Below are 19,961 nucleotides of genomic sequence, written 5' to 3'. Positions count from 1 at the left end.
GTAGGCTAAAGGACTGGCGACGCATCCATACCCGCTACGATCGATGCACCCACACCTTCATGTCCGCCATCTGTATCGCCGCAAACCTTCATCTTCTGGCTTAATCAATGAGTCCTGACTCTAGCACTACTTTGGCAGTTTTGTATTTTTGCGATTCCCAAAAGGCAAAAACCCTGATTCATGGGGAGCCAGCTATCGAGAGGGCTGGCTTGAGCCGTTTCTCAGCGCTCTTGGGCACAAGACGCGCCGTCGGATGTGCCCTGCCTACATAGCAGGTCTGATAGGACCAGGTGACCGTAAGAGCGTTCAGCCGATGGCATCACGGGCGAGTGAGATCGGCTATGATCAGCTCCATCATTTTGTCGCAGCGGGGGTTTGGAACAGCGCCCCTCTCGAGAAAGTGCTGGTGCAAGAAGCGGATCGGCTGGTGGGCGATGCAGCGGGATTTCTCGTCATCGATGACACCGCCTTGCCGAAGAAGGGAACCCATTCCGTCGGGGTAGCTCCGCAATATGCTTCGTCGCTGGGAAAGACGGCCAACTGTCAGTCGCTGGTCTCGGTAACGCTGGCTTCCCAGGAAGTGCCGGTCATGGTGGGGCTACGCCTTTTTCTGCCTGACAGCTGGACAAGTGATGCCGAGAAGATGGCACGCGCGCAGGTTCCCAAAGAGCGTCAGGTCGCCCGGACCAAACCAGAGATTGCGATTGAGGAGATCGATCGCGTCATCGCTGCAGGTGCCCGCTTCGGCTGCGTGCTGGCCGACGCCGGTTATGGATCCAGCGGCTCCTTTCGCCAGGCATTGACTGACCGCGGCCTGCTTTGGGCAGTGGGCTTGTCGCGGCGTCAGAATGTATATCCGTCTGAGGTGGCGCTGATATTTCCGGTCGCTAACATGGGGAACAAGCGCAAGTACCACATTCCTGATCAACAGCCGGTCTCAGCCGACACCATGTTGGCTAAGGAAAAATGGAAAACGGTCAGTTGGCGACGCGGCACCAAGGGAAGACTGACATGCTTGTTCGCCGCTCGCCGTGTAAGGGTTGCCGACGGACATCGCCATCGCATGCTCGATAACCGCGTCTAGGCCATGCCAGGTGATGAGGTCTGGCTTGTTGGAGAGCGACGTTCGACCGGCGAACAAAAATACTACGTCTCAAATCTACCCGCTGATGCCACCCTCAAAATGCTCGCCGCGACAATCAAGGCTAGATGGATTTGTGAACAAGCACATCAGCAGCTTAAAGAAGAACTTGGCCTCGACCATTTCGAAGGCCGATCATGGGTTGGATTACATCGACACGCATTGATGACAATGATCGCCTACGCATTCCTGCAATCCCGCCGCCTCAAAGCAGCGGGGCGGAAAAAAAGAGTCGGGGGACCGCCACCTCAGCCGAGCATGCCAGCCATTAGGCAAGCCATTCTCGATCTTATCATACAGCCGCAGCCTTTACGCTGCCCTCACTGTGAGCACCTCATCGCCAACCCCGTGCAGAATAAAATGCCAAAGTAGTGCTAGAGTCAGCCGTGATGGAGATCGGGCTTTTCCTTTGCTGGCGGGCGGCCACGCCTTTTGGCAGGGGCGGCGGGTTGATGGACGTTGCAGCGCGCGCATGCTTGGGCAGCGGGTCGGCGTGCTTCCGGCACAAACGGGTTCGTTGTCATACTCATACAGCCTCCAACTTCTCAGAAGTTGGAGGCTCCGGCAAAGTCGGCGCGGTTCAGGGCGGCCCTTGCCGCAAACATGCTCCAAAAGCCTTGGGCACGCTGCGATGCCGCTCGAAGTTTGATGTCACTGCCAGCCCCTCGCCTTAGCCGCTGCTTCCTGCGCCGCATCTGCAGGGGAACCCTCTATCAATGCATCGATCGTGGCTATTACCCTCGCATCATTGGACGAAGCCTGACGGTAGTCCGTTCGCTCGCCGGCCCCCGGCACGAGTTGCTGCACCTGCCAGCGCTTGCCCTCCCGGCATGCGACGCCCGATACGACCGCACTTTCGAAACTGCGACACCAGCTTCCACCCTTTCGTTGGAAGCTGAGACCTATGCGAACCACCCTGCGCTCTGGTGCCGAAGCAAGCTGCGTGTCAAGTGCAGAGGAAAGTTCGCCCTGTGCGACGATTACGCCATCCTTCACCGCGACAGGTCCTCCAGGTCCGGTGGCCAATCGGCTGATACCAAGGCCCAGGATCAGGCTGGCCGCCATAGCACCGCCTATGATCCAGTTCCGCCAGCGAGGCACTACGGGGCGCATCAGCGGCACGACCTTTTCGTCCTGCTCCAACAGTACGCGCATAGTGGGCGGCACGGGCTCCGCCTCAATCGGCGCATAATGGCCGGAAAGGCGATGCCGCAGACGGTGGTGAATGGCCAGTCGCTCGGCTAGTGCCGGGTCTTCCGCCACGGCCCGTTCGACGCGACGGCGTGTGACTTCATCCAGTTCACCATCGACCCAGGCGATGAGCATGGCTTCGTCAATATCAGTCATGCCGCTTCCCCCAGCATTCCGATGAGCGCACCGCGCCCGCGTACCAGCCGCGACGTAAGCGTGCCCATAGGTATGCCCAATATCTCGGCGGCTTGTTTGTAGGACAGGCCCTCGACCAGAACGAGCGCGATCGCTTCGCGCTGCTCTGCAGGCAAGCTCTGCATTGCCCGGTCGACGTCCGACAGCATGAGATGCGCCTCCACGTCGCGATCGCCCGCATGACCGACATTCTCGCCAGCTTCGGCGGGGACGAATGTACGGGCGGCGCGCTGGCGCGCACGACCCTCGTCTATCCAGAGATTGCGCATAATCCGATACATCCAACTGTCCAGTCTTGTCCCCGGCTGCCATTGATGGCGGGCCTTGAGGGCCCTTTCGAGCGCGGTCTGACAAAGGTCATCGCCGTCGGCTCGATCCCGCGAGAGGGTCGCGGCAAAGCGTCGCAGTCGGGGCAGGATCGCCAAGAGATCGCTTTCGAAAGACATCCGGTCTCCATTTCGCGGTTCAGGGATAAAACGAGTGCCAACGCCCGTTTCATCCTGACAGCACCGCTTTCTTTTGCAATTTTTTGTAATGACTCGAATTCAAAGAGAAAAATCAAAAAACTCGCCTGCACATGCGGTGAAGCTAGAGAGGTCGAGATGAAGTTCGCAAGTCCATGGATCATTACGGGGTTGCTGTTTGCAGGCCCTGATGCACAGGCGCAATTGCTGCCTTCGCCTGGAGCGCTGGGCCAGGTTGGTGGCGTAGTGCCCGGCGTGCTGGATCGGATCGAGGGTGCGATAGACGAAACGGGCCTTGGTGGCCGATCAGACCGACTGGCCGAGCGCTTGGTGTCGGTACGCGCCGCGCATATTGGCGACCTGCTGCGACGGCATGGTGATTTAATCGAACTGGATGACAGGCGCGAACCGGCGCGGCGCGGGGTCATCCTGCTGACCGGCGTGAAAGAGACCAGTATCGAAGCGCTGCGATCGACGGGTTACGGGATCGAGAGTCAGGCTATCGAGGGCATCGATCTTCCTGTTATACGACTGACCGTGCCGCAGGGGCGCAGCTTGGCGCACGCGCTCAAACAGGTGCGCTTGATCGCGCCGGAAGCGGTAGCGAGCGCGGACAATCTCTATTTTCCGAGCGGTCCTGCAAACATGGTACCGACAGCGGCTTTGGCGAGCAATGGATCGGTGAAACCGCGCGCCGCCGGACTTATCGACGGTGGCGTGGCGCGACATCCCTCATTAATGGGCTCCATCGAGCAGCGCGGCTTTGCGCGAGGTGCCCCGCGCGCCAGTTCGCACGGCACCGCTATTGCCTCCCTGATCAGTGGGACAGGAATAGTGCGCGGCGCGGCACCAGGTGCGCCGCTGATGGTAGCGGATGTCTATGGCGACGATCCGGCGGGTGGAGGTGCCTTCGCGATTGCGCGGGCGTTGGGATGGATGGCAGCGAGGGGCGTGGGCGTTGTGACGGTAAGCCTGGTGGGCCCCGACAATCCATTGCTCGCCGGCGCGATCCGACTGGCCAAGGACAAGGGTGTGACAGTGGTCGCGGCAGTCGGCAATGACGGCCCTGCCGCACCGCCCGCCTATCCCGCTTCCTACTCCGTGGTCGTCGCCGTCACCGGCATCGATGGCCGCGGGCGGCTCCTTCCTGAAGCGGGTCGGGCACGGCATGTGGACTTTGCCGCGCCTGGAGCGGACATGAATGCGGCTCGGACCGACGGTGGCAAGGGGCGCGTGCGCGGAACCTCCTTTGCCGCGCCGCTGGTAGCGGGGCGCCTGTTCGTGACCGGCAGCCTCGACGCTCTGCGGGCGGAAGCCAAACGGGGGCGCACATCCGGGCAGGGGTGGGGCAGCGGCATCATCTGCGACAGTTGTAGAAATATGGACTGAGTTAGAGATAGTTGTGAGATTTTTCCTGCCGCCGGGATTAAACCATATCAGCCTCTCGTTCTCCTTGCATTGGATCGACAATGAACAAGGAGACGATTGATGAAAGCGAAGTTCATTCTTGCTACCGCCTGTATTACCGCTCTGACTGCGGTGCCTGCTTCGGCTCAGTTGCTGGGTGGCGGGGGTGGCCTTGGCGGGATGCTCGGCGGTGCCAGCAGATCGTTGGGTAGTGGATTGGGTGGATCGGGCGGCATTGGTGTGGACCGTGGTATCGATCTGGAGAATGGCCGTGTCAGTGCGGGGGGATCGGGCAGTGGCCGGGCCGATGGTGCCGTCAACGGTTCGGTGACTCGCAAAGGCAAAAGTCGTGGCGGCAGCGCTTCGGGAACGGCCAGCGGCTCGGCGGGCGGCAGCCTGACGGCCGACACCCTCGGTACCAGCGATGTAACCAACGCGGTCGGCAACGTTCGCAACCGGGCGGATGACATGGCCGGAACGGCGCGTGACCGTGCGGTCCATGTGGCTGGGACGGCGGAAAGCCGAGCTGACGCGATGGCGTCGACTGCTCGCAACCGGGCGGGCGCAGCAATACAAGACACTGGCTTTGCCGCCGACAACGCGGCGGACGGTGCGGAAGGATCGGTAGGAAATGCTGGTAGCGCGCTTAACGGCGCGGCTGCTCTGAACGTCACCGGCCAGCTTTCGGGGAATGGGCAGGCCTCTGGGTCGAGCAACTCCGCATCTCCCAGCCAGACGGAAGAGTGACTTCATCGGGGGCGGACCATTTTTCAGACCGCTCCCGATACCTTATAGTCTGACTGGCAGGATCGGTGATCTTAGGATCACCGATCCTTTTTACAGATGGTTTGTTGGATTGCGCGCCTAGCGGTCGACGTTGCTTAGCCCTGATTTTCGCTCCAAAGGTGCAGACGGCACGCAAAATGAGCGATCTTCCAGGTGTCGGCTACGACGCATTGCCTTTGCTCGCCAACCTATCAAAGCGGCCGGTGGGCCAGAGCCTCGCCAATGTCGTCATCGATCGGCGTTGCAAAGCTTAGAAGAATGAACGCCAAGGTCTTGTACATGCCAACCGTAGCGATCAGGTCGAGTACGCCACGTTGACCAAATTCGGCCATCAGCGCGGCAATAGCGGCCGGTGAAAGCATGCCTTCGTCCACCAGTTCGTCCACCGCACGCAGCATCAATTGATCGCCGGAGAGATCGTCGGCCAGACGTGGCTGCGCGGCAGCGCGTATCCGTTCGTCCGAAAGACCAGCAGCGCGCCCACGTACGACATGATGCGCCCATTCATATTCGGCGTTTGCCCGGTAGCCAGCGCGAAGGATTACCAGTTCCAGCCGGTCGAGCGGCAAAGCGTTTTCCCGCACCACATGATTACGCAGCGTCTCCCAAGCCGCAAGTAGCGCAGGGTTGTGCGCCATTACCCGGTAGACATTGAGCTGTCCGGCAAAGCCGTCGCGCAGGCGCATGACATCGGTCGGCCAATCGGCATCGTTCAGCGGCTGAAATCCCGCCAGCGGATTGATGGGTGAGGATAGCACCTTGCTTCCGTCAACCATGGGCTTCGACCTGTTTGCCATTGATGATGATCGGTTCGGCCGCCATCATTACGAAAGCGCAGACGCAGGATTCGGTGCCGTTGTTCACCCAGTTGTGAACCGTGCCGCGCTGGACCATCACATCGCCGGCGTGCAACTCGATGAGCGCATCGTCCATTTCCATCGTGATTGATCCTGACATGACCACGATATAGTCGAGCGTATCGGTGCGATGCATGCGCGGGGCGACGCCGGGCTGAAATTCGATCACCCGGAACAGCGCACCACCTGGAAGGACCGTAGCTTTGATCTGTTCAGCGCAATCGCCGATGTCGGTGTTGGAAACGGGATAGCTATTCGACCACAAATTGATAACCCGGATGTTGGGCCGGTTTACCACGACATGTGGGCTGACATCGTCGATATTGACGATCGCCTTTCCCGTTTCATCGTGCCCAGTCACCACGCGGCGAACATTGATGGTCATTATAGGCCTTTCCCTTCCAATCTATGCCTGAATGCGATCCGCTAGAGGTCAAGTAGCAGCATCGTCGAATGCGCGCGCGAACAGCAAGGCGTAAAGCTGGTGTTCGCCTCCCGCTCACTTGCCATCAGACACATGTCGCGATGATCGGGCACGCCTTCGAGGACGCCCGTGATGCAGGCCCCGCATACGCCGAGTTCGCAGGATGACACGACGTCGATGCCGGACGATCTTAATATATCGAGAGCGGTTTTGCCTTCTGGAACAGTGAGTAGTTGACCTGACGAGGCGATCTTGATCTGGAACGCACCGCTTCCCGCTGCCGTTGAAGCGGGATCGGCAGCGAAATATTCGCGGTGAATATGTGCGCTCGGTAGCCCATGCGCCGAGGCCGTCTTGACGACCAGATCGATGAAGCCGGATGGCCCACAGACATAGATGTGGGCATCTGGTCCTTCGGCGGCGATTGTCGCCTCGACATCCAGTTTCTGATCCTGCGGACCATCGTCGTAGTGGAAACATATGCGATCGGCGAAACTGCCTTCCTTCAGGCGGGTTCGGAAGGCCATATGTTCGGGTGAACGGGCGCAGTAATGGAGTGTGAAATTAGCATTATGCTTGGATAATGCGTCTGCCATAGCCAGGATGGGCGTGATGCCGATGCCCCCTGCAAAAAGGATGCTGCGCCTCGCATCGGGCGCGAGCGGAAACAAATTGCGCGGCGCTGATATGCGTAAAGTCTGTCCGACTTCCACTGTATGAAGGGCGATCGATCCACCACGGCTCGTGGCATCTTTCAAGACTGCGATCTTATATTGGCCGACATCATTTGCATTACCGCTGTTGGGGCAGAGAGAATATTGCCGGATCAGGCCCGGTTTCACCTCAACGTCTACATGAGCGCCTGCGGTAAATAATGGCAATGGCATGTCGGAATAAGACGCGAGAGTCAGCGAAATGATGTCGAGAGCTTCAACCTTCCGGTCTGTGATCTTTACGGAAATCATAGTTGATCTATGCCCATGCCATATCGACTGCAAAGCTGCGGATTGGGCGGGATTGAACAAATGCGGCCCCGCACATATACCGTTTAGCGAAGGCCGCATTCGTCCTTTATCGCATCAAGTTGCCGGTTTGATCAGAACTCGATGCCCGCTGTGATGCCAATCGTGCGGCCCGGAGAAAGCGAAAGCTTGTCGGAGAACGCCGTCGTAACGAGTTGGCTCGCATAGGCTGTGTTTCCAATATTCTTACCCCACATGGTCAAAGAATATTGATCGCCAATTGCGAGTTTTGCTGAAGCATTGACCACGCTGAACGACTTTTGCCGGAAGCGATTTTCGGCATCGGCAAAGAAGCCGTCATTATAGGAATAATTGGCGGCAAATGTGAGGCTGTTATCGCCCATAGGAACGACATATTCCGCACCAACATTCGCGGTCCAGTCCGGGGTATTGTTGAGCCGCTTGTTGGTCATATCCTGAAGAGTGAGCGCATTGCCGCCAGCAGGAAGCGGTGTGGACAGTTGGGCGCCATCGTAGCGGGTATAGCGAGCGTGGAGCCATGACAGGCCGCCGGTCAGTGTCAAATTGCTGGAAAGTGCCGCCTGTATGTCCAGATCGATACCGTAAATTTCAGCGTTTGCGGCGTTTTTAGTGATGAGTAGTCCGTTCGAGAAGACTGGCGACTGAAGGTTCTTATAGTCATAATAGAAGATGGCAGGATTGACCCGGAGTCGCCGATCGAACAGATCAAGCTTTAGCCCACCTTCATAGGCGTCAATCTGCTCAGGCTGGAAGGGCACATAAGGAATTTCAGTGGGGTTGAAGCCTCCACTTTTGAACCCGCGATTGTAGGAAATATAGGCCAGCAACTCGTCACTGGGACGATAATCAAGGGCTAGCCTCCAAGTCATCTTGCTCGTGTCTAATGACGCCGCGCTAGGGACAGTCGCCGTGGTGTTCGGCCCAATACGCACAACGCGGGTACCTTCAATGTCGCGTTCTTCCTTGGTCCATCGCAATCCGCCGGTCAGGTTGATTTTGTCGGTCAGGGAATAAGTAGCTTGCGCATAGGCTGCATAGGATTTTGTCTTAGGCGACGAATTTATCACTAATAATGGAAATCCATTATTGTTATTTATATTAACAAATGGCGAAAAACGTCCTGAAAGACGGAAATAATAAAGTCCAGTCGTCCATACAAAGGGACCACTACTATCTGATGATAATTGCAATTCCTGCGAGAACGTACGCTCTACCTGTCCCGCAGTGACATGAGCGCGAGGAGCCGCTGTTCCATCATTGTCGATTGCAGTCTCGAAAGTTGTCCATCGATAAGCTGTAATCGACGAAAATGTCGCGCCGCCGAGATCGTGCTCGACAGTGAGGTTCGCGCCAGCCTGCTCTGTGCGGTTATAGGGCTGGAGATCCGATCGAATATCGAATTTTCCGCCAGTGGGCACCGAACCGTTAAATGCGGTCGTGCCATCGGCGAGACGAAATGCCGGACGAGTGGCATTGGTCAGTGAATAGTCCCCGCCAGCGGTAATGGTTGTGTCTTCCCCAACCGCTATCTTTACCTTGCTACGCACCGCAACATCTTCGGCGGTATTGACCCTCTTGCCATTGAACAAATTCCTACCAAATCCGTGCGACAGGTTATTATAGACCATGGCAAGGTCGGCGGCTACATTCTCAGAAAGCCCGCCTGTAGCATAAAGGCTTCCACCGTAGAGCCCCTGGCTACCCGCAGTGCTCTCTATCCTGACGCGAGCGTCCTGAGAGGGGTCGAGCGTAGTGACTTGGATCAAACCACCCGTCGCGTTGCGACCGAACAGCGTACCCTGGGGCCCTTTCAGTACCGCCACCTGCGCAATGTTGTTCAGCGAGAACAGCGAACCTGCGGCCGAAGCATAATATACACCATCGACATAGACTGCGACCGGGTTTTCCAAGCTTAGCGTGACGCCTGCTTGACCTACACCGCGAATGCGCGGCAGCACATAGCCCCCGCCCGCTGTGGTAATGGTAAGGGACGGCGTCACCATGGGAAGCGAAGCTACGTCACCGATGCCAGCGGATGCTAAGGTACTTGCACTGACAACACTGACGGCGATCGGAACATTTTGCAGATTTTCAGAACGCTTTTGGGCGGTGACGATGATATCATCAATTCGTGGATCATCGGCGGGGGTATTTTCCTGTGCGGTGACCGGCGTGGCCGTGGCAACAGCCAAAATTGCAGATCCCTTGAGCAGACGGCAAACAAAAGCATTATTCGTCATTGGTTTTCCCCTCCAGTACTATTGTTTTTATTAAATTTTCTGTTCTGAACACGCGGCGCTAGGAAAGTCCTATACGCAAGCGTGGGTCACATCATTGGACGATAATTCTGTGGTGCCATCCGCATGACGCCGCTCTGCCGGAAGGCCATTTCCGGATTGAACGACACATGCTGGGCGGCAGCATGGACATCGCAAAACCGGCGTTGGACCGCCGAGCGATCATAGATGCCATGGCCACCACTCGTAATTTGCAGGCGATCGGTCGCTTGGGTCGCCAGGCGGGCGATCAGGCCGCTCATGCCCCGAACGCGCGCACGAAGTTCAAGCGGGAAAGCCGTCTTGGAGTGATCGAGCGCGCGCCTTGCCGCATCCTTGACCAGCACTGCGGCAGCTTCCACTTCGGCGTATGACTGCCCCACCAGCATCTGCGTCAGTTCCGATTCCGCTGGCGGCACCCGTCCTCTTGTTCCCGGCTTGCCTCGCAGACTTTCAGCAAAGGCATCGACTGCCGCTTGCGCCATGCCGACCATGGCCATCATCAAAGTCAACGGGTCGGCAGTCCCCTCGATCGAACCGGGGGTGTAAGTCCGGTGCTGGGGGACGAAAATATTGTTGAACCGTAAGGTTTTGCTGCCGGTGCCGCGGAGTCCCAAAGTATGCCAGTCGTCAATGATAGTTGCGTCGGCCAAAGGAGCGAGCAGCCTGAAAACGGGGCTTGGCGATGATAAAGCGGGATCGCCTTGCGGTCGCATGCCGCCTAGAACCGCCCATTGAGCGTGTTCACAGCCGCTGGCGAAAGGATAGTCCCCGCTCAGTCGATAGCCGCCATCGGCCAGTTCAACTTGGCCGACGGGCGTGTAGGACGAGCAAGCCAGTGCGTCGGGATCATGTCCCCAGACATCATCCTGCGCCTCCGCCGAAAACTCCCGCACATCGAGCGAATGGCCAGCAAGGACAGCCAGAACCCATGCGGCGGAACCATATTTGCGAGCGACAATCTCGACGGCGTCGATAAGGGCGGAGATCGGGCGATCCGCACCACCAAAGGCAGCAGGTTGCACCAGTCGGTGCAGTCCGGTTTCCTTCATCTTGGCGATGATCGGCAAAGCTATACGGCGATCTGTTTCGGACTGCTCGGCTTGTGCTGCGGCGACCTGAGCCATTTCAGAGGCTGCATCAAGCCACCAATTGTCGCACCGCCCCGGCAATGCAGAAACGGGATCCAACGGGCTTGTGGCCAGCATCAATGAAGCTCCTCGTCCAGATTCGAATTATTCCCTTAAGCTGGACTCTAATCCAGTATTTGTCAATGTCCCCCAGCCATGGGGATGCGCGGGATTGCCGAACCGCCCCGCCTTGCTTTAGGACGGCGCAACTGCATGTCGGAGCGTGCGACCAACAGTAAAAGGATGAGCAAAGGCAAATGGCGGCTTCGCAGACGACCGGCACGACACAGGCCCAACCGGCGACGCAGCCACCCAAAGCGACCCGCCGATCGGCAAAGGGGCTGCGGACACGCATGAGGATCGTCGATGCAGCGGAGCGGTTGTTCGGCCAAAATTCCTATGAAACGGTTTCCCAACGCGATATTGCTGATGAAGCCGGCGTCCTGATAGGGTTGGTGACCCACCATTATCCTAACAAAATCAGTCTGTTCGATGCTGTTATTGCCCGTCGCGCGGAGGAGCTTAACAGCCGCCGACTGGAGCGGCTTAAAGCTGTTGACCAGACTGTTGTGGACGCGATCATCGACGCATTCAACGAACCCTTGCTTGAACTTGTCGGCGGCAAGGATGAAGGCTGGAGCAACTATGCGCGTTTAATGTCGAAAATGGCTTATTCCGAGGTCGGCTTACAGGCGACTGAGCGCTACTATGGCGGTACCGTTAAGGCATTTCTGGATGTTTTGCATGCCGCGATGCCCGGCGTCGACCGCATGGCTGTTGCCCATGCGTTCATTTATAGCATCGAAATTCTGCTGACCTCGATCTACATGCCGGGTCGTTTTGCCGCTGTGGCGGGTCTGGACGCATTTGAACCCGACGCCCGTGAAGTCTATGATACAGTCCGTCCCTTTGTGCTGGGTGGAATCAAGGCTTTGTAGTGGAATTGCGTCAGAGGGCAGTGATCAGAATCTCTGTAGTAAAGTTCGTTGGCCATTCCTGCGCAAAAATTATGCAGGGGTCAGCTTGCTGAGGCCCTGACCCCCAACGGACTTCGTCGCGGCCGCGATTGCGCAGCCGCGACGTTGGTCGGATCAGCGCGGTTTGGCTGCTTCCTCTCGCAGTGCCGGAAGAATTTCCGATGCAAACAGCCGCATCGATTTATGGACGGATTCGGTCGGAGTGCCTGGTTCGCGGAAACCCAGGCAGAAATGTGTCACAAGCCCGCGTTCACCACGAACGAGGCTCAAGAAATAGTCCCGCACATGGCTCACCGTGCCGGCCAGCGGGACAGAGAATGGTGCAGGCTTTTGACCGGGCGGCGTGAATGCGAAATCCGAAATGCCGCCGACCCTTGCCTTAGCAATGACTTCATCGATCGTGATCCGGTGCGATTCAGGCGGGAAATTTCCTTCCAGGTCGGGACGTAGAGCATATTGATTGCTTACCCAGGTGCAGGGTTCGGCCATCGGTGCAATCGCATCGTCGAACGTGTCTCCCATCGTTACCAAAGTGGCAAAACCGATATGCGCCTTGGCGGGGTCGCGACCATGTTCGCGCATGATACGCTGATATGTCCCGGTGACGTCGGGCGCGATCAGGTTATAGCCGCGCTCGGCTGCGCGCTTTACGCCCTGCGGGCCAAAGCCACCCCAGAAAATCGGGATCTTTTCCTGAACGGGCTGCATCGTCCAATTGATGCCGGGGAAGTTGTAATATTTGCCATTCCAGTCGAACACGTCGCCAACCTTTGCAGCATGGCACCGTTCGATAATGTCGATAATCTCCCAAGTGCGCCCGAAGCGTTCCTTGGGATCTATACCGAACGTCTGGAACTCTTCCCATTGCGAGCCAACCCCGATGCCAAGGTCGAACCGGCCGTTGGAAATGAGATCGACTGCAGCAATGTCTTCAGCCAACCGCAACGGATTGTGGAATGGCGCGCAAATCACTGACGTGCCGACACGGATGCGCTTGGTCCGTACTGCAACCTCGGTCAGCAAGGTAAGCGGCGAAGACGTGCCCGATGCAAAGCAGAAATGATGTTCGCCGAAATAGTTCGCATCGAAGCCAAGCTCTTCGGCTAGGATTGCATCTTCGACGAAATTGCGTTGGGCCTGATAGGCGGTTTCGCCCAGATCGGCACGTTGCCGGGGCCCGGATACGATCGAGAAACGCATTGATATATCTCCCTCACCTTCAAAAAGGGCCACCGCTTTTCGACAGCCAATATTTATCAACATCTATTGAAACAGATCGCGCACCTTTGGCCGGATCAGATCGGATGTCCGCCCATCGCCCAGCCAACGTGAGGCGGCACCGCGGATCAAAACAGCGGGCGTACCTTCAGCCGCCTGCCCCATCATGAGCGATGCCGCTGCCGCAAGCTCATCGCCCACGGCGATCTGGGTTGCCTGTAGTGGTCTCCCGAAACGGTCGGGCATGCCGCGCTCGTCAATCAGTGGCGTCAATCCGGCTACGCCGATGCACATGCCGCAAACGCCTTCGCGCCAAGCCCGACCGAAGGAATCGATGATCAGCACTGCGACGTCGGCTCCAGTTCGTTCGCGCAGTGCTGCACGAAGCTCCGTGGCTGAGCGATCGGGATCTTCGGGCAGCAGCAGCGCGCAATCTTCGCCCTGAACGTTGGACTGGTCGATCGCCGCATTGGCGACGACAAAGCCTAGTTTGTGGCGTACGATCAGCACATCTCTTGTGCAACGCACCACTTCCTCGGATTGCCTGAGTATCAGTTCGACCAGTTCGGGTCGCTTGCCGCTGATCGCTGCTAGTTTCAGCGCCTGTGCGGATGGTTCAATACCGGAAAGATCGACTATTCTTCCCTCAGCTTTTGAGACGATCTTCTGTGCAACGGCGATCACATCACCATGGCGCAGCGGCCCCCCTGCCTCTGCCAGAATGGCACCAAGGTTATCGCCGATCGCGATTTCAGGAATGCCGGACAGAGTGGTGAGGCTGAGCCTGCTCATCCGAACCGCTTTTGCAGGCGCGGCAGGATGTCCTTGCCCAGCAGCGAGATGTAGCGAGACTGGTCTGGCCCTGGACCGTGGAACACCAGATGGCGGAAGCCCAAGGCGACATAGCTGCCAATCCGATCGACGGCTTCTTCGGGGTCATTGGTTACGATGAAACGGCTGGCCGCGCGTTCGATCGGCAGATTGTCGGCCAACTTTTCCATCGCGAGCGGATCCTCGACGTTCATTTTTTCGTCGGGGCTAAGTGCCAGCGCACCCCAGAAACGGCAGTCCTCCAGCGCCCGCTGGCGATCGGGATCATAGCTCAGCTTGATCTCGATCATTCGATCAACGTCGCCGGTGGACTTGCCCGTTGCCGCTTCGCCTTCGGCCACCTTGGGCAGGAGCGTTTCGGTGTAGAGTTCAGGCTTCTTGCCCGATGTGCAAATGAAACCGTCGCCCTCTTGCCCCGCAAATTTGGCCATCATCGGACCGGCTGCGGCAATATAGACCGGGACAGGCGTTTCCGGGCGATCATAGATCGTTGCATTTTCGGTATGGTAATAATCCCCTTCGAACGACACCCGGTCCTCGCTCCACAGCGTGCGGATCAGGCGGACGGCTTCCTTGAAACGCAAGGTGCGTTCGCGTTGCTCTGGCCAGACAAGGCCGGTCGCAGGCGTCTCGTTCAGCGATTCGCCAGTGCCTATGCCCAGAATGACCCGCCTCGGAAACATCGCGCCCAGCGACCCGAAGGCATGGGCAATGATTGAAGGGTGGTACCGGAAGGTGGGGGTGAGAACACTCGTCCCGATGACCAGCCGCTGCGTCGCCTGACCAAGCGCGCCCATCCAGGCGAGCGAGAAGGGCGCATGACCACCCGTATGGCGCCAAGGTTGGAAATGATCCGAGATGAACGCGCTGTCGAAACCCGCAGCTTCGGCCTCAACCGCGAAATCGAGAAGCGGCTTTGGCGCGAATTGTTCAGCCGAAGCCTTGTAGCCGAAAGTAAGGGTCATGCGATGTCTCCTGCAAATCCGGTGTTCACGCCGCGTCGACCAGCGAGCGGGCGGGAACGTCGTCGTATAAGGTGGTGCGTTGCCGCGCGGTGCGGCCGGCGCTATGGATCAGTGCCTCCATTTGCGGGGCATCGAATTCCTGGCCATGTTCGGCACCCGCCGCTCGGCTGATCGATTCATCCATCAGCGTACCGCCCATATCGTTGGCCCCGGCATCGAGACAGCGCCGCGCCTGATCGGGACCGAGCTTGACCCAGGATACCTGGATGTTCGGTATCAGCTTGCCAAATGCAAGTCGGGCGACCGCGTGCATCAGGATCGCCTCACGCAAGGTCGGTCCCTTTCGCGCCAGTCCCTTTCGATACATTGGCGCTTCCATATGAACGAAAGGCAGGGGCACGAATTCGGTGATGCCGCCGGTCTGATCTTGGAGCGCGCGCAGGCGCATCAAGTGACGTGCCCAATGTTCATAGCGTTCGGTATGACCGAACATGATCGTTGAGGTGGTGTTGAGCCCGACTTTATGCGCACTGGCGATCACCTCCAGCCATTCGTCGGTCGTCAGCTTGTCAGGACAAATCAGCGCCCGCACTTCATCGTCAAGAATTTCGGCCGCAGTGCCGGGAAGCGAACCAAGCCCTTGCCGTTTCATCTCCTGCAGGAAATCGCCGATCGACAGGCCCAGCGTGTGCGCACCGTGGGATACTTCGAGCGGAGAAAAGGCGTGAACGTGGATGCGTGGCTCGGGTTTTCGGGCCGCTGCCAGTGCGTCAAGATAGACTTGGCCGTCGAACGAGGGGTGGATACCACCCTGCATACATATTTCCGTCGCGCCGCGCATCCAGGCTTCGGCCGTGCGGCGGCCGATCTCTGCCCCGTCGATCAGATAGGGTTTACCGCGCAGAGCCTCGTGCGTCTTGCCCTTAGAAAACGCGCAAAAACCACATTTATAGAGGCAAATATTGGTATAGTTTATATTGCGAGTGACGACATAGCTGACCGTATCGCCAACCAGATCATGGCGCATCGCATTCGCAGCCTCGGTGACCAGCGCAAAGTCTGGACCACGCGCCTCGAACAATGTGGCAATCTCGGATTCATCAAGTGCTGTTCCGGCAAACGCGCGTTCGACGATACGGCTAATGGTGCGGCGTGCAGATGGCTGCGGAACCAGCGAAGGCATAGTGTCGGCCAGATCGTCAGCATTGATCGCTTCGACCATGCCGGGGGACCATCCCCCGGTTCTCGCCCAGCCGCCCGCATCGCTCATCCGCATCACCGCTCCGCGCAGGGCGGGGGCAATCCAGCGGTCGGCCGCCTGTACATAGGCGGGATAGACAGTCAACCGCTCGACCAGATCATGACCGGCGCGGCGGGTATGTGCGGCAAGGTCGCCCAGATGTGGCCATGCCGCCTCTGGATTGACATGATCGGGCGTCACCGGAGAAATGCCGCCCCAATCGTTGATACCGGCCTCGATCAGTTCGATCGGGTCGCCAGGGCACAGGTTGGGCGGTGCCTGAATACTCATTTCCGAACCCAGGATCAGGCGCGCGGCGGCGATGGTCCAGCATAGTTCTTCCTGCGAAGGTTCTGGAGCCGTGGCCATGCGCGTGTCCGCCTTGGCGCGAAAATTCTGGATAATGACTTCTTGAATGTGGCCATATTCCGCATGTAATGAGCGGATTGCGAGCAGCGCGTCGACCCGCTCTGCCCGTGTTTCACCGATCCCGATGAGGATGCCGGTCGTCAGCGGCACGCATTCCGCCCCAGCGGCGGCGATGCTTTCTAGCCGTGCTGCCGGGCGCTTGTCGGGTGATCCGAAATGCGGCCCACCGCGCTCGCACAGACGGTCGGACGCGCTTTCGAGCATGATCCCCGCTGAAGGCCCGACCGGCCGCAGCAGGGCAAAGTCCTCGCGAGTGAGGACGCCGGGGTTGAAGTGCGGTAGCAGGCCGGTCTCGGCCCGGACGGCGGCTGCGACTTCGGCGAGATAGGAGATGGTGCTCTCGTGGCCCAGCATCTCCAGCGCGCGCACTGCGGCGGGATAGCGTAGTTCAGGTTTGTCACCTAGCGTGAACAGCGCCTCTTTACATCCCGCAGCCAACCCCGCCTGCGCGATGGCAACCGCTTGCTCGATGGACAAGAAAGGTTCGGTTACAGATCGTGGTGCCTGCGCAAAGGTGCAATAATGGCACACGTCGCGACACAGCTTGGTGAGTGGTATGAAGACCTTGCGCGAATAACTGATCCGCGATCCCCACCCTGCATATCGCAGATCTTGTGCGGCAGGGGCAATCGTACGCCAGTCGTTAATCGCGCACAGATCGTGCGCGCTGTCGCTGTACGGCATATGAGCGATCATGCCGCCCTCCTTTGCAATAGCGTGGCGGCAGCATGTCGGGCTACCAAATCCTCAGCCACATCAATGTCGTGGGCGAGGGCGAGGTCATTAATGATCACTGGGATGATGCCAGCATCTGCGGCTGCCATATAATGCCGGCTGAAGCTGCCTCTCCCAAAAGAAGGGTGTATCCCTGTTCTTGGGCAAACCATCAGCGCATTCGTTCCTTCCCGGTGCCGGTCTGGCGCAATCATTACCGGCGCGCCGATACCGATCATGGCATTCAGCGACTCAGGCTGGACCAAAGGAAGATCCGCATTGAGGAACAGGATTGCCTCATCGTTCGCCAATAGGGGCATCGCTAGCAGACAGGCCGCTGCCGTCCCTTCGTTCAACGGATCATGGATCACTCTTGCTCCAAGATCATGAGCAAGACTTGCCATTTCAACGCATCCCGTAACCACGATTACACGCTCCCCCGCCATAGAGCCGCGTGCGGTAGTGATGACATGGACGGCCATATCGCGGGCGAGGGCCAGTCGGTCCGAGGGTTCCAGCGCGGCGGCAAGTCTGGATTTGGCATTCAGGCCGCCCTTGACCGGAATGACGACAGAAATGCTGCCGGTCATTTGGCGACCGTTTCCGGATGCGCCAGCCAAAAGGCCATATTGTCTTGCAAGGCACGTACGGCACCAACCTCATCCCCGGCTTCGAGAGCCGCGAATATGACGGCATGGTTATGCGACAAGAAAGCGCGATATTCGCTGAAATCCCTATCGTCGCGCCTTGCGCCAATGCTGCTCCGCAATGCCTGCATGAAGGCTTGCATGACAAAGGCCAGTGGAGGATTGCCCGATGCGTCCCAGAGTGCGCGGTTAAACGACATGAAGGCATCGAAGAAAGCACAGCTTTCATTTGGCGCATTGACGGCATTGTCGAGGGCGCGCCGCATCGCCTCCAGCGCGGATGAATCACGTCTTCTTGCTGCCAGGCGCGCACAGGCGGCCTCAATCTCGAAAATCGCGATGCAAACGTCCCGATGGGCAAATTGTGATCCTGCCGAAATATGCGCCCCAGCGCTCGTCATCATTTGGCCCAGGCGGGCAAGGTCTGGCGCTGCCACGAAGGCTCCTCCGGCTGGCCCGCGCCGCGATTCGACTAATCCCTGAGACGACAGTTCGCGCAACGCTTCGCGGACGGTCTGGCGCGAAACAGAATAGCGCGCCATCAATTCATGCTCGCCCGCAATCCGATCACCGATGCTGATCGCGCCCGAAAGGATTTCGGCCCGCAGGGTGGCCGCGATCTTATGCGTGGCATTCTGCTTTTCGGCGGCTTTGATAGCCATTGAGCCTCTCCATCGTAATTGACGGACAATTAGCACCGGACGTACGGTTTGAAAAGTGGAAAGTGATATATCCGATTGACAGCAAGCTCCTCGGCACTCCGGCGGACTGGTCGTCTGGCATCCGCGAACGCATGCCTCGCGTTGGAATTTACCGGGGTGAGCGGTCAGGCGGCGGTAAGGGTTCCTGCTTCAAATCGCGCTGTGTTGACACGCTCTCGAAATAGCGCAGCGAGTGCCGGGCGGCCTTTCTCAGTACAGGTCCGGCTTGCGTAAACGGGGGTGACAGCGGAGTCGCGCAAAACAATGGCCGCTTGGACCGCGTTTGCGCTGCTTATGATATAAACCTTGCGCCTTATGCAAAACTGATATATCAATTTTGCATAATGTGGAGCAGGAGTGCTGAAATGATCAAGGTGTGGAATTTCGATTTCAACCAAGTGCCCGGACGGACTTTGCCTGACTATGATGATCAGGCGCTGGTTCAAGACGCATTTGATTTCAATCTCGAACGTATGGTCGATTTAGAAGATATCGGTTTTGAAGGCGTCTTCTACAGCGAGCATCATTTCATCAATTCGATGAGCCCGTGCCCGAATTTGCTTGTGGCATTGCTGGCCGGACGCACCAAGCGCCTGAAAATGGGCGTAATGGGCAACGTTCTTGCCTTCCATCAGCCCTGGCGTCTTGCCGAAGAGTTGCACATGCTCGACTATATCACCAACGGTCGGCTTGAAATTGGCGTTGCCAGCGGTGTTCCACCCGAATTCCTGTTCGTCAACATCAAGCAGGAAGACATCCGCCCGATGTATCAGGAAATTCTCGATTTCATCGATGCCGCGGCGAAGGAACGGATGGTGTCCTTCTCTGGCAAATATTTCAATTATGAAGATGTACCGATTATGCCGCGTCCGCGTAAGGAAGCGCGGCGCCGCAACTGGGTGACGATCTATTCCGAGGCATCATGTCGAGATGCGGCACGTCGGGACTATAAGGTCTGTACCGGCTATCAGTCTGTCGAAGCGGCGGCTAAGGCTTTCGCGGGCTATTATGATGAGGCCGACAAGATCGGTATCAAGGTCGGCCCTGACGATCTGGGCATTCGTCGTCAGGTTCTTATCGGTGACACGCACGAGGGTGCCGTGGCATTGGCTACGGAACTGAAGGAATCGGCGATGGCGCGCATGAACGACGTATTCAAGAGCGTGTTTGCGCGGCTGGCAAAAGCCGGTGTGGGACCAGCCGACAGCGTCACCAAGAGCGGCGTTATCGACGCTGCGGCTGTTCCCCGCGCGGATGAAAATGCAGCGGCCGCTTCAGGCGACGATCCTAACCCGGCTTATTCATGACAGCGGCGTAGTTTGCCTGGATTGGCGGGCGACGGCACTGGCGGCGTGGACGGGACG

The 19,961-nt window shown here is 58.2% G+C and carries 17 protein-coding genes and 2 pseudogenes; 6 read left to right on the top strand and 13 right to left on the bottom strand.

Annotation, left to right across the window (positions count from 1 at the left end):
• Both V2I08_RS19130 and V2I08_RS19125 read left to right on the top strand, forming a co-directional pair.
• A pseudogene (locus V2I08_RS19130) lies at positions 1–111 on the top strand (IS5/IS1182 family transposase); the annotation flags it as partial.
• Between the two features lie 37 nt (positions 112–148).
• Positions 149–1,372, top strand: a pseudogene (locus tag V2I08_RS19125) (IS701 family transposase); the annotation flags it as partial.
• A 420-nt stretch (positions 1,373–1,792) separates the two neighbouring features.
• Here V2I08_RS19125 and V2I08_RS19120 read toward each other — a convergent pair.
• Complete coding sequence (locus V2I08_RS19120) at positions 1,793–2,488, bottom strand: anti-sigma factor (protein ID WP_349636404.1); 696 nt, start codon at positions 2,486–2,488, stop codon at positions 1,793–1,795.
• Positions 2,485–2,973 (bottom strand): sigma-70 family RNA polymerase sigma factor, encoded by a 489-nt coding sequence (locus V2I08_RS19115; RefSeq protein WP_349636403.1) that lies wholly within the window; start codon positions 2,971–2,973, stop codon positions 2,485–2,487. Before V2I08_RS19115 ends, V2I08_RS19120 begins: the two co-directional genes overlap by 4 nt.
• A 156-nt stretch (positions 2,974–3,129) precedes the next feature.
• Here V2I08_RS19115 and V2I08_RS19110 point away from each other — a divergent pair, with 156 nt between their 5' ends.
• Positions 3,130–4,380, top strand: a complete 1,251-nt coding sequence (locus V2I08_RS19110; protein WP_349636402.1) for a S8 family serine peptidase — start codon at positions 3,130–3,132, stop codon at positions 4,378–4,380.
• 99 nt (positions 4,381–4,479) lie between these two features.
• Positions 4,480–5,145, top strand: coding sequence for a hypothetical protein (locus V2I08_RS19105; RefSeq protein WP_349636401.1), 666 nt, complete (start codon positions 4,480–4,482; stop codon positions 5,143–5,145).
• A 230-nt stretch (positions 5,146–5,375) separates the two neighbouring features.
• Here the strand turns inward: V2I08_RS19105 and V2I08_RS19100 are convergent, their stop codons facing one another.
• The 5 genes from V2I08_RS19100 to V2I08_RS19080 all read right to left on the bottom strand — a co-directional run bounded on the left by V2I08_RS19100 (position 5,376) and on the right by V2I08_RS19080 (position 10,872).
• Positions 5,376–5,960: a carboxymuconolactone decarboxylase family protein gene (locus V2I08_RS19100; protein ID WP_349636400.1), complete on the bottom strand. Its 585-nt coding sequence runs from the start codon at positions 5,958–5,960 to the stop codon at positions 5,376–5,378.
• Positions 5,953–6,426, bottom strand: a complete 474-nt coding sequence (locus V2I08_RS19095) for a cupin domain-containing protein (protein WP_349636399.1) — start codon at positions 6,424–6,426, stop codon at positions 5,953–5,955. The genes V2I08_RS19100 and V2I08_RS19095 overlap by 8 nt, the downstream gene beginning before the upstream one ends.
• A gap of 41 nt (positions 6,427–6,467) precedes the next feature.
• Positions 6,468–7,490, bottom strand: coding sequence for a PDR/VanB family oxidoreductase (locus V2I08_RS19090; RefSeq protein ID WP_349636398.1), 1,023 nt, complete (start codon positions 7,488–7,490; stop codon positions 6,468–6,470).
• A gap of 71 nt (positions 7,491–7,561) precedes the next feature.
• Positions 7,562–9,709 (bottom strand): TonB-dependent receptor, encoded by a 2,148-nt coding sequence (locus tag V2I08_RS19085; protein WP_349636397.1) that lies wholly within the window; start codon positions 9,707–9,709, stop codon positions 7,562–7,564.
• Positions 9,710–9,795: 86 nt separating this feature from the next.
• Complete coding sequence (locus V2I08_RS19080; protein ID WP_349636396.1) at positions 9,796–10,872, bottom strand: acyl-CoA dehydrogenase family protein; 1,077 nt, start codon at positions 10,870–10,872, stop codon at positions 9,796–9,798.
• A gap of 260 nt (positions 10,873–11,132) precedes the next feature.
• On the opposite strand from V2I08_RS19080, the gene V2I08_RS19075 reads away from it, so the two are divergent.
• Positions 11,133–11,813, top strand: coding sequence for a TetR/AcrR family transcriptional regulator (locus tag V2I08_RS19075; RefSeq protein ID WP_349636395.1), 681 nt, complete (start codon positions 11,133–11,135; stop codon positions 11,811–11,813).
• Positions 11,814–11,966: 153 nt separating this feature from the next.
• Here V2I08_RS19075 and V2I08_RS19070 read toward each other — a convergent pair whose 3' ends face one another.
• The 6 genes from V2I08_RS19070 to V2I08_RS19045 all read right to left on the bottom strand — a co-directional run bounded on the left by V2I08_RS19070 (position 11,967) and on the right by V2I08_RS19045 (position 18,558).
• Positions 11,967–13,052, bottom strand: a complete 1,086-nt coding sequence (locus tag V2I08_RS19070) for an LLM class flavin-dependent oxidoreductase (protein WP_349636394.1) — start codon at positions 13,050–13,052, stop codon at positions 11,967–11,969.
• A 63-nt stretch (positions 13,053–13,115) separates the two neighbouring features.
• On the bottom strand, positions 13,116–13,862 hold the full coding sequence (gene cofE / locus V2I08_RS19065) for a coenzyme F420-0:L-glutamate ligase (RefSeq protein WP_349636393.1): 747 nt from the start codon (positions 13,860–13,862) through the stop codon (positions 13,116–13,118).
• Positions 13,859–14,866 (bottom strand): glucose-6-phosphate dehydrogenase (coenzyme-F420), encoded by a 1,008-nt coding sequence (gene fgd / locus V2I08_RS19060; RefSeq protein ID WP_349636392.1) that lies wholly within the window; start codon positions 14,864–14,866, stop codon positions 13,859–13,861. Before fgd ends, cofE begins: the two co-directional genes overlap by 4 nt.
• A 25-nt stretch (positions 14,867–14,891) precedes the next feature.
• Positions 14,892–17,231, bottom strand: a complete 2,340-nt coding sequence (gene cofH, locus V2I08_RS19055) for a 5-amino-6-(D-ribitylamino)uracil--L-tyrosine 4-hydroxyphenyl transferase CofH (RefSeq protein ID WP_349636391.1) — start codon at positions 17,229–17,231, stop codon at positions 14,892–14,894.
• Positions 17,228–17,839, bottom strand: coding sequence for a 2-phospho-L-lactate guanylyltransferase (cofC, locus tag V2I08_RS19050; RefSeq protein WP_349636390.1), 612 nt, complete (start codon positions 17,837–17,839; stop codon positions 17,228–17,230). The genes cofH and cofC overlap by 4 nt, the downstream gene beginning before the upstream one ends.
• Positions 17,836–18,558, bottom strand: coding sequence for a GntR family transcriptional regulator (locus V2I08_RS19045; RefSeq protein ID WP_349636389.1), 723 nt, complete (start codon positions 18,556–18,558; stop codon positions 17,836–17,838). The genes cofC and V2I08_RS19045 overlap by 4 nt, the downstream gene beginning before the upstream one ends.
• 404 nt (positions 18,559–18,962) lie before the next feature.
• Between V2I08_RS19045 and V2I08_RS19040 the strand changes: the two genes are divergently transcribed.
• A complete protein-coding gene (locus V2I08_RS19040; RefSeq protein ID WP_349636388.1) occupies positions 18,963–19,904 on the top strand; it encodes an LLM class flavin-dependent oxidoreductase in 942 nt (313 codons plus the stop codon).
• Positions 19,905–19,961: the final 57 nt, after the last annotated feature.

It is taken from the genome of Sphingobium sp. MK2 (genome assembly GCF_040170545.1).
Taxonomy (GTDB): Bacteria; Pseudomonadota; Alphaproteobacteria; order Sphingomonadales; family Sphingomonadaceae; genus Sphingobium.
The sequence above is the reverse complement of the archived record's forward strand: the minus strand, read 5'-3'. Positions and strand labels throughout refer to the sequence as shown.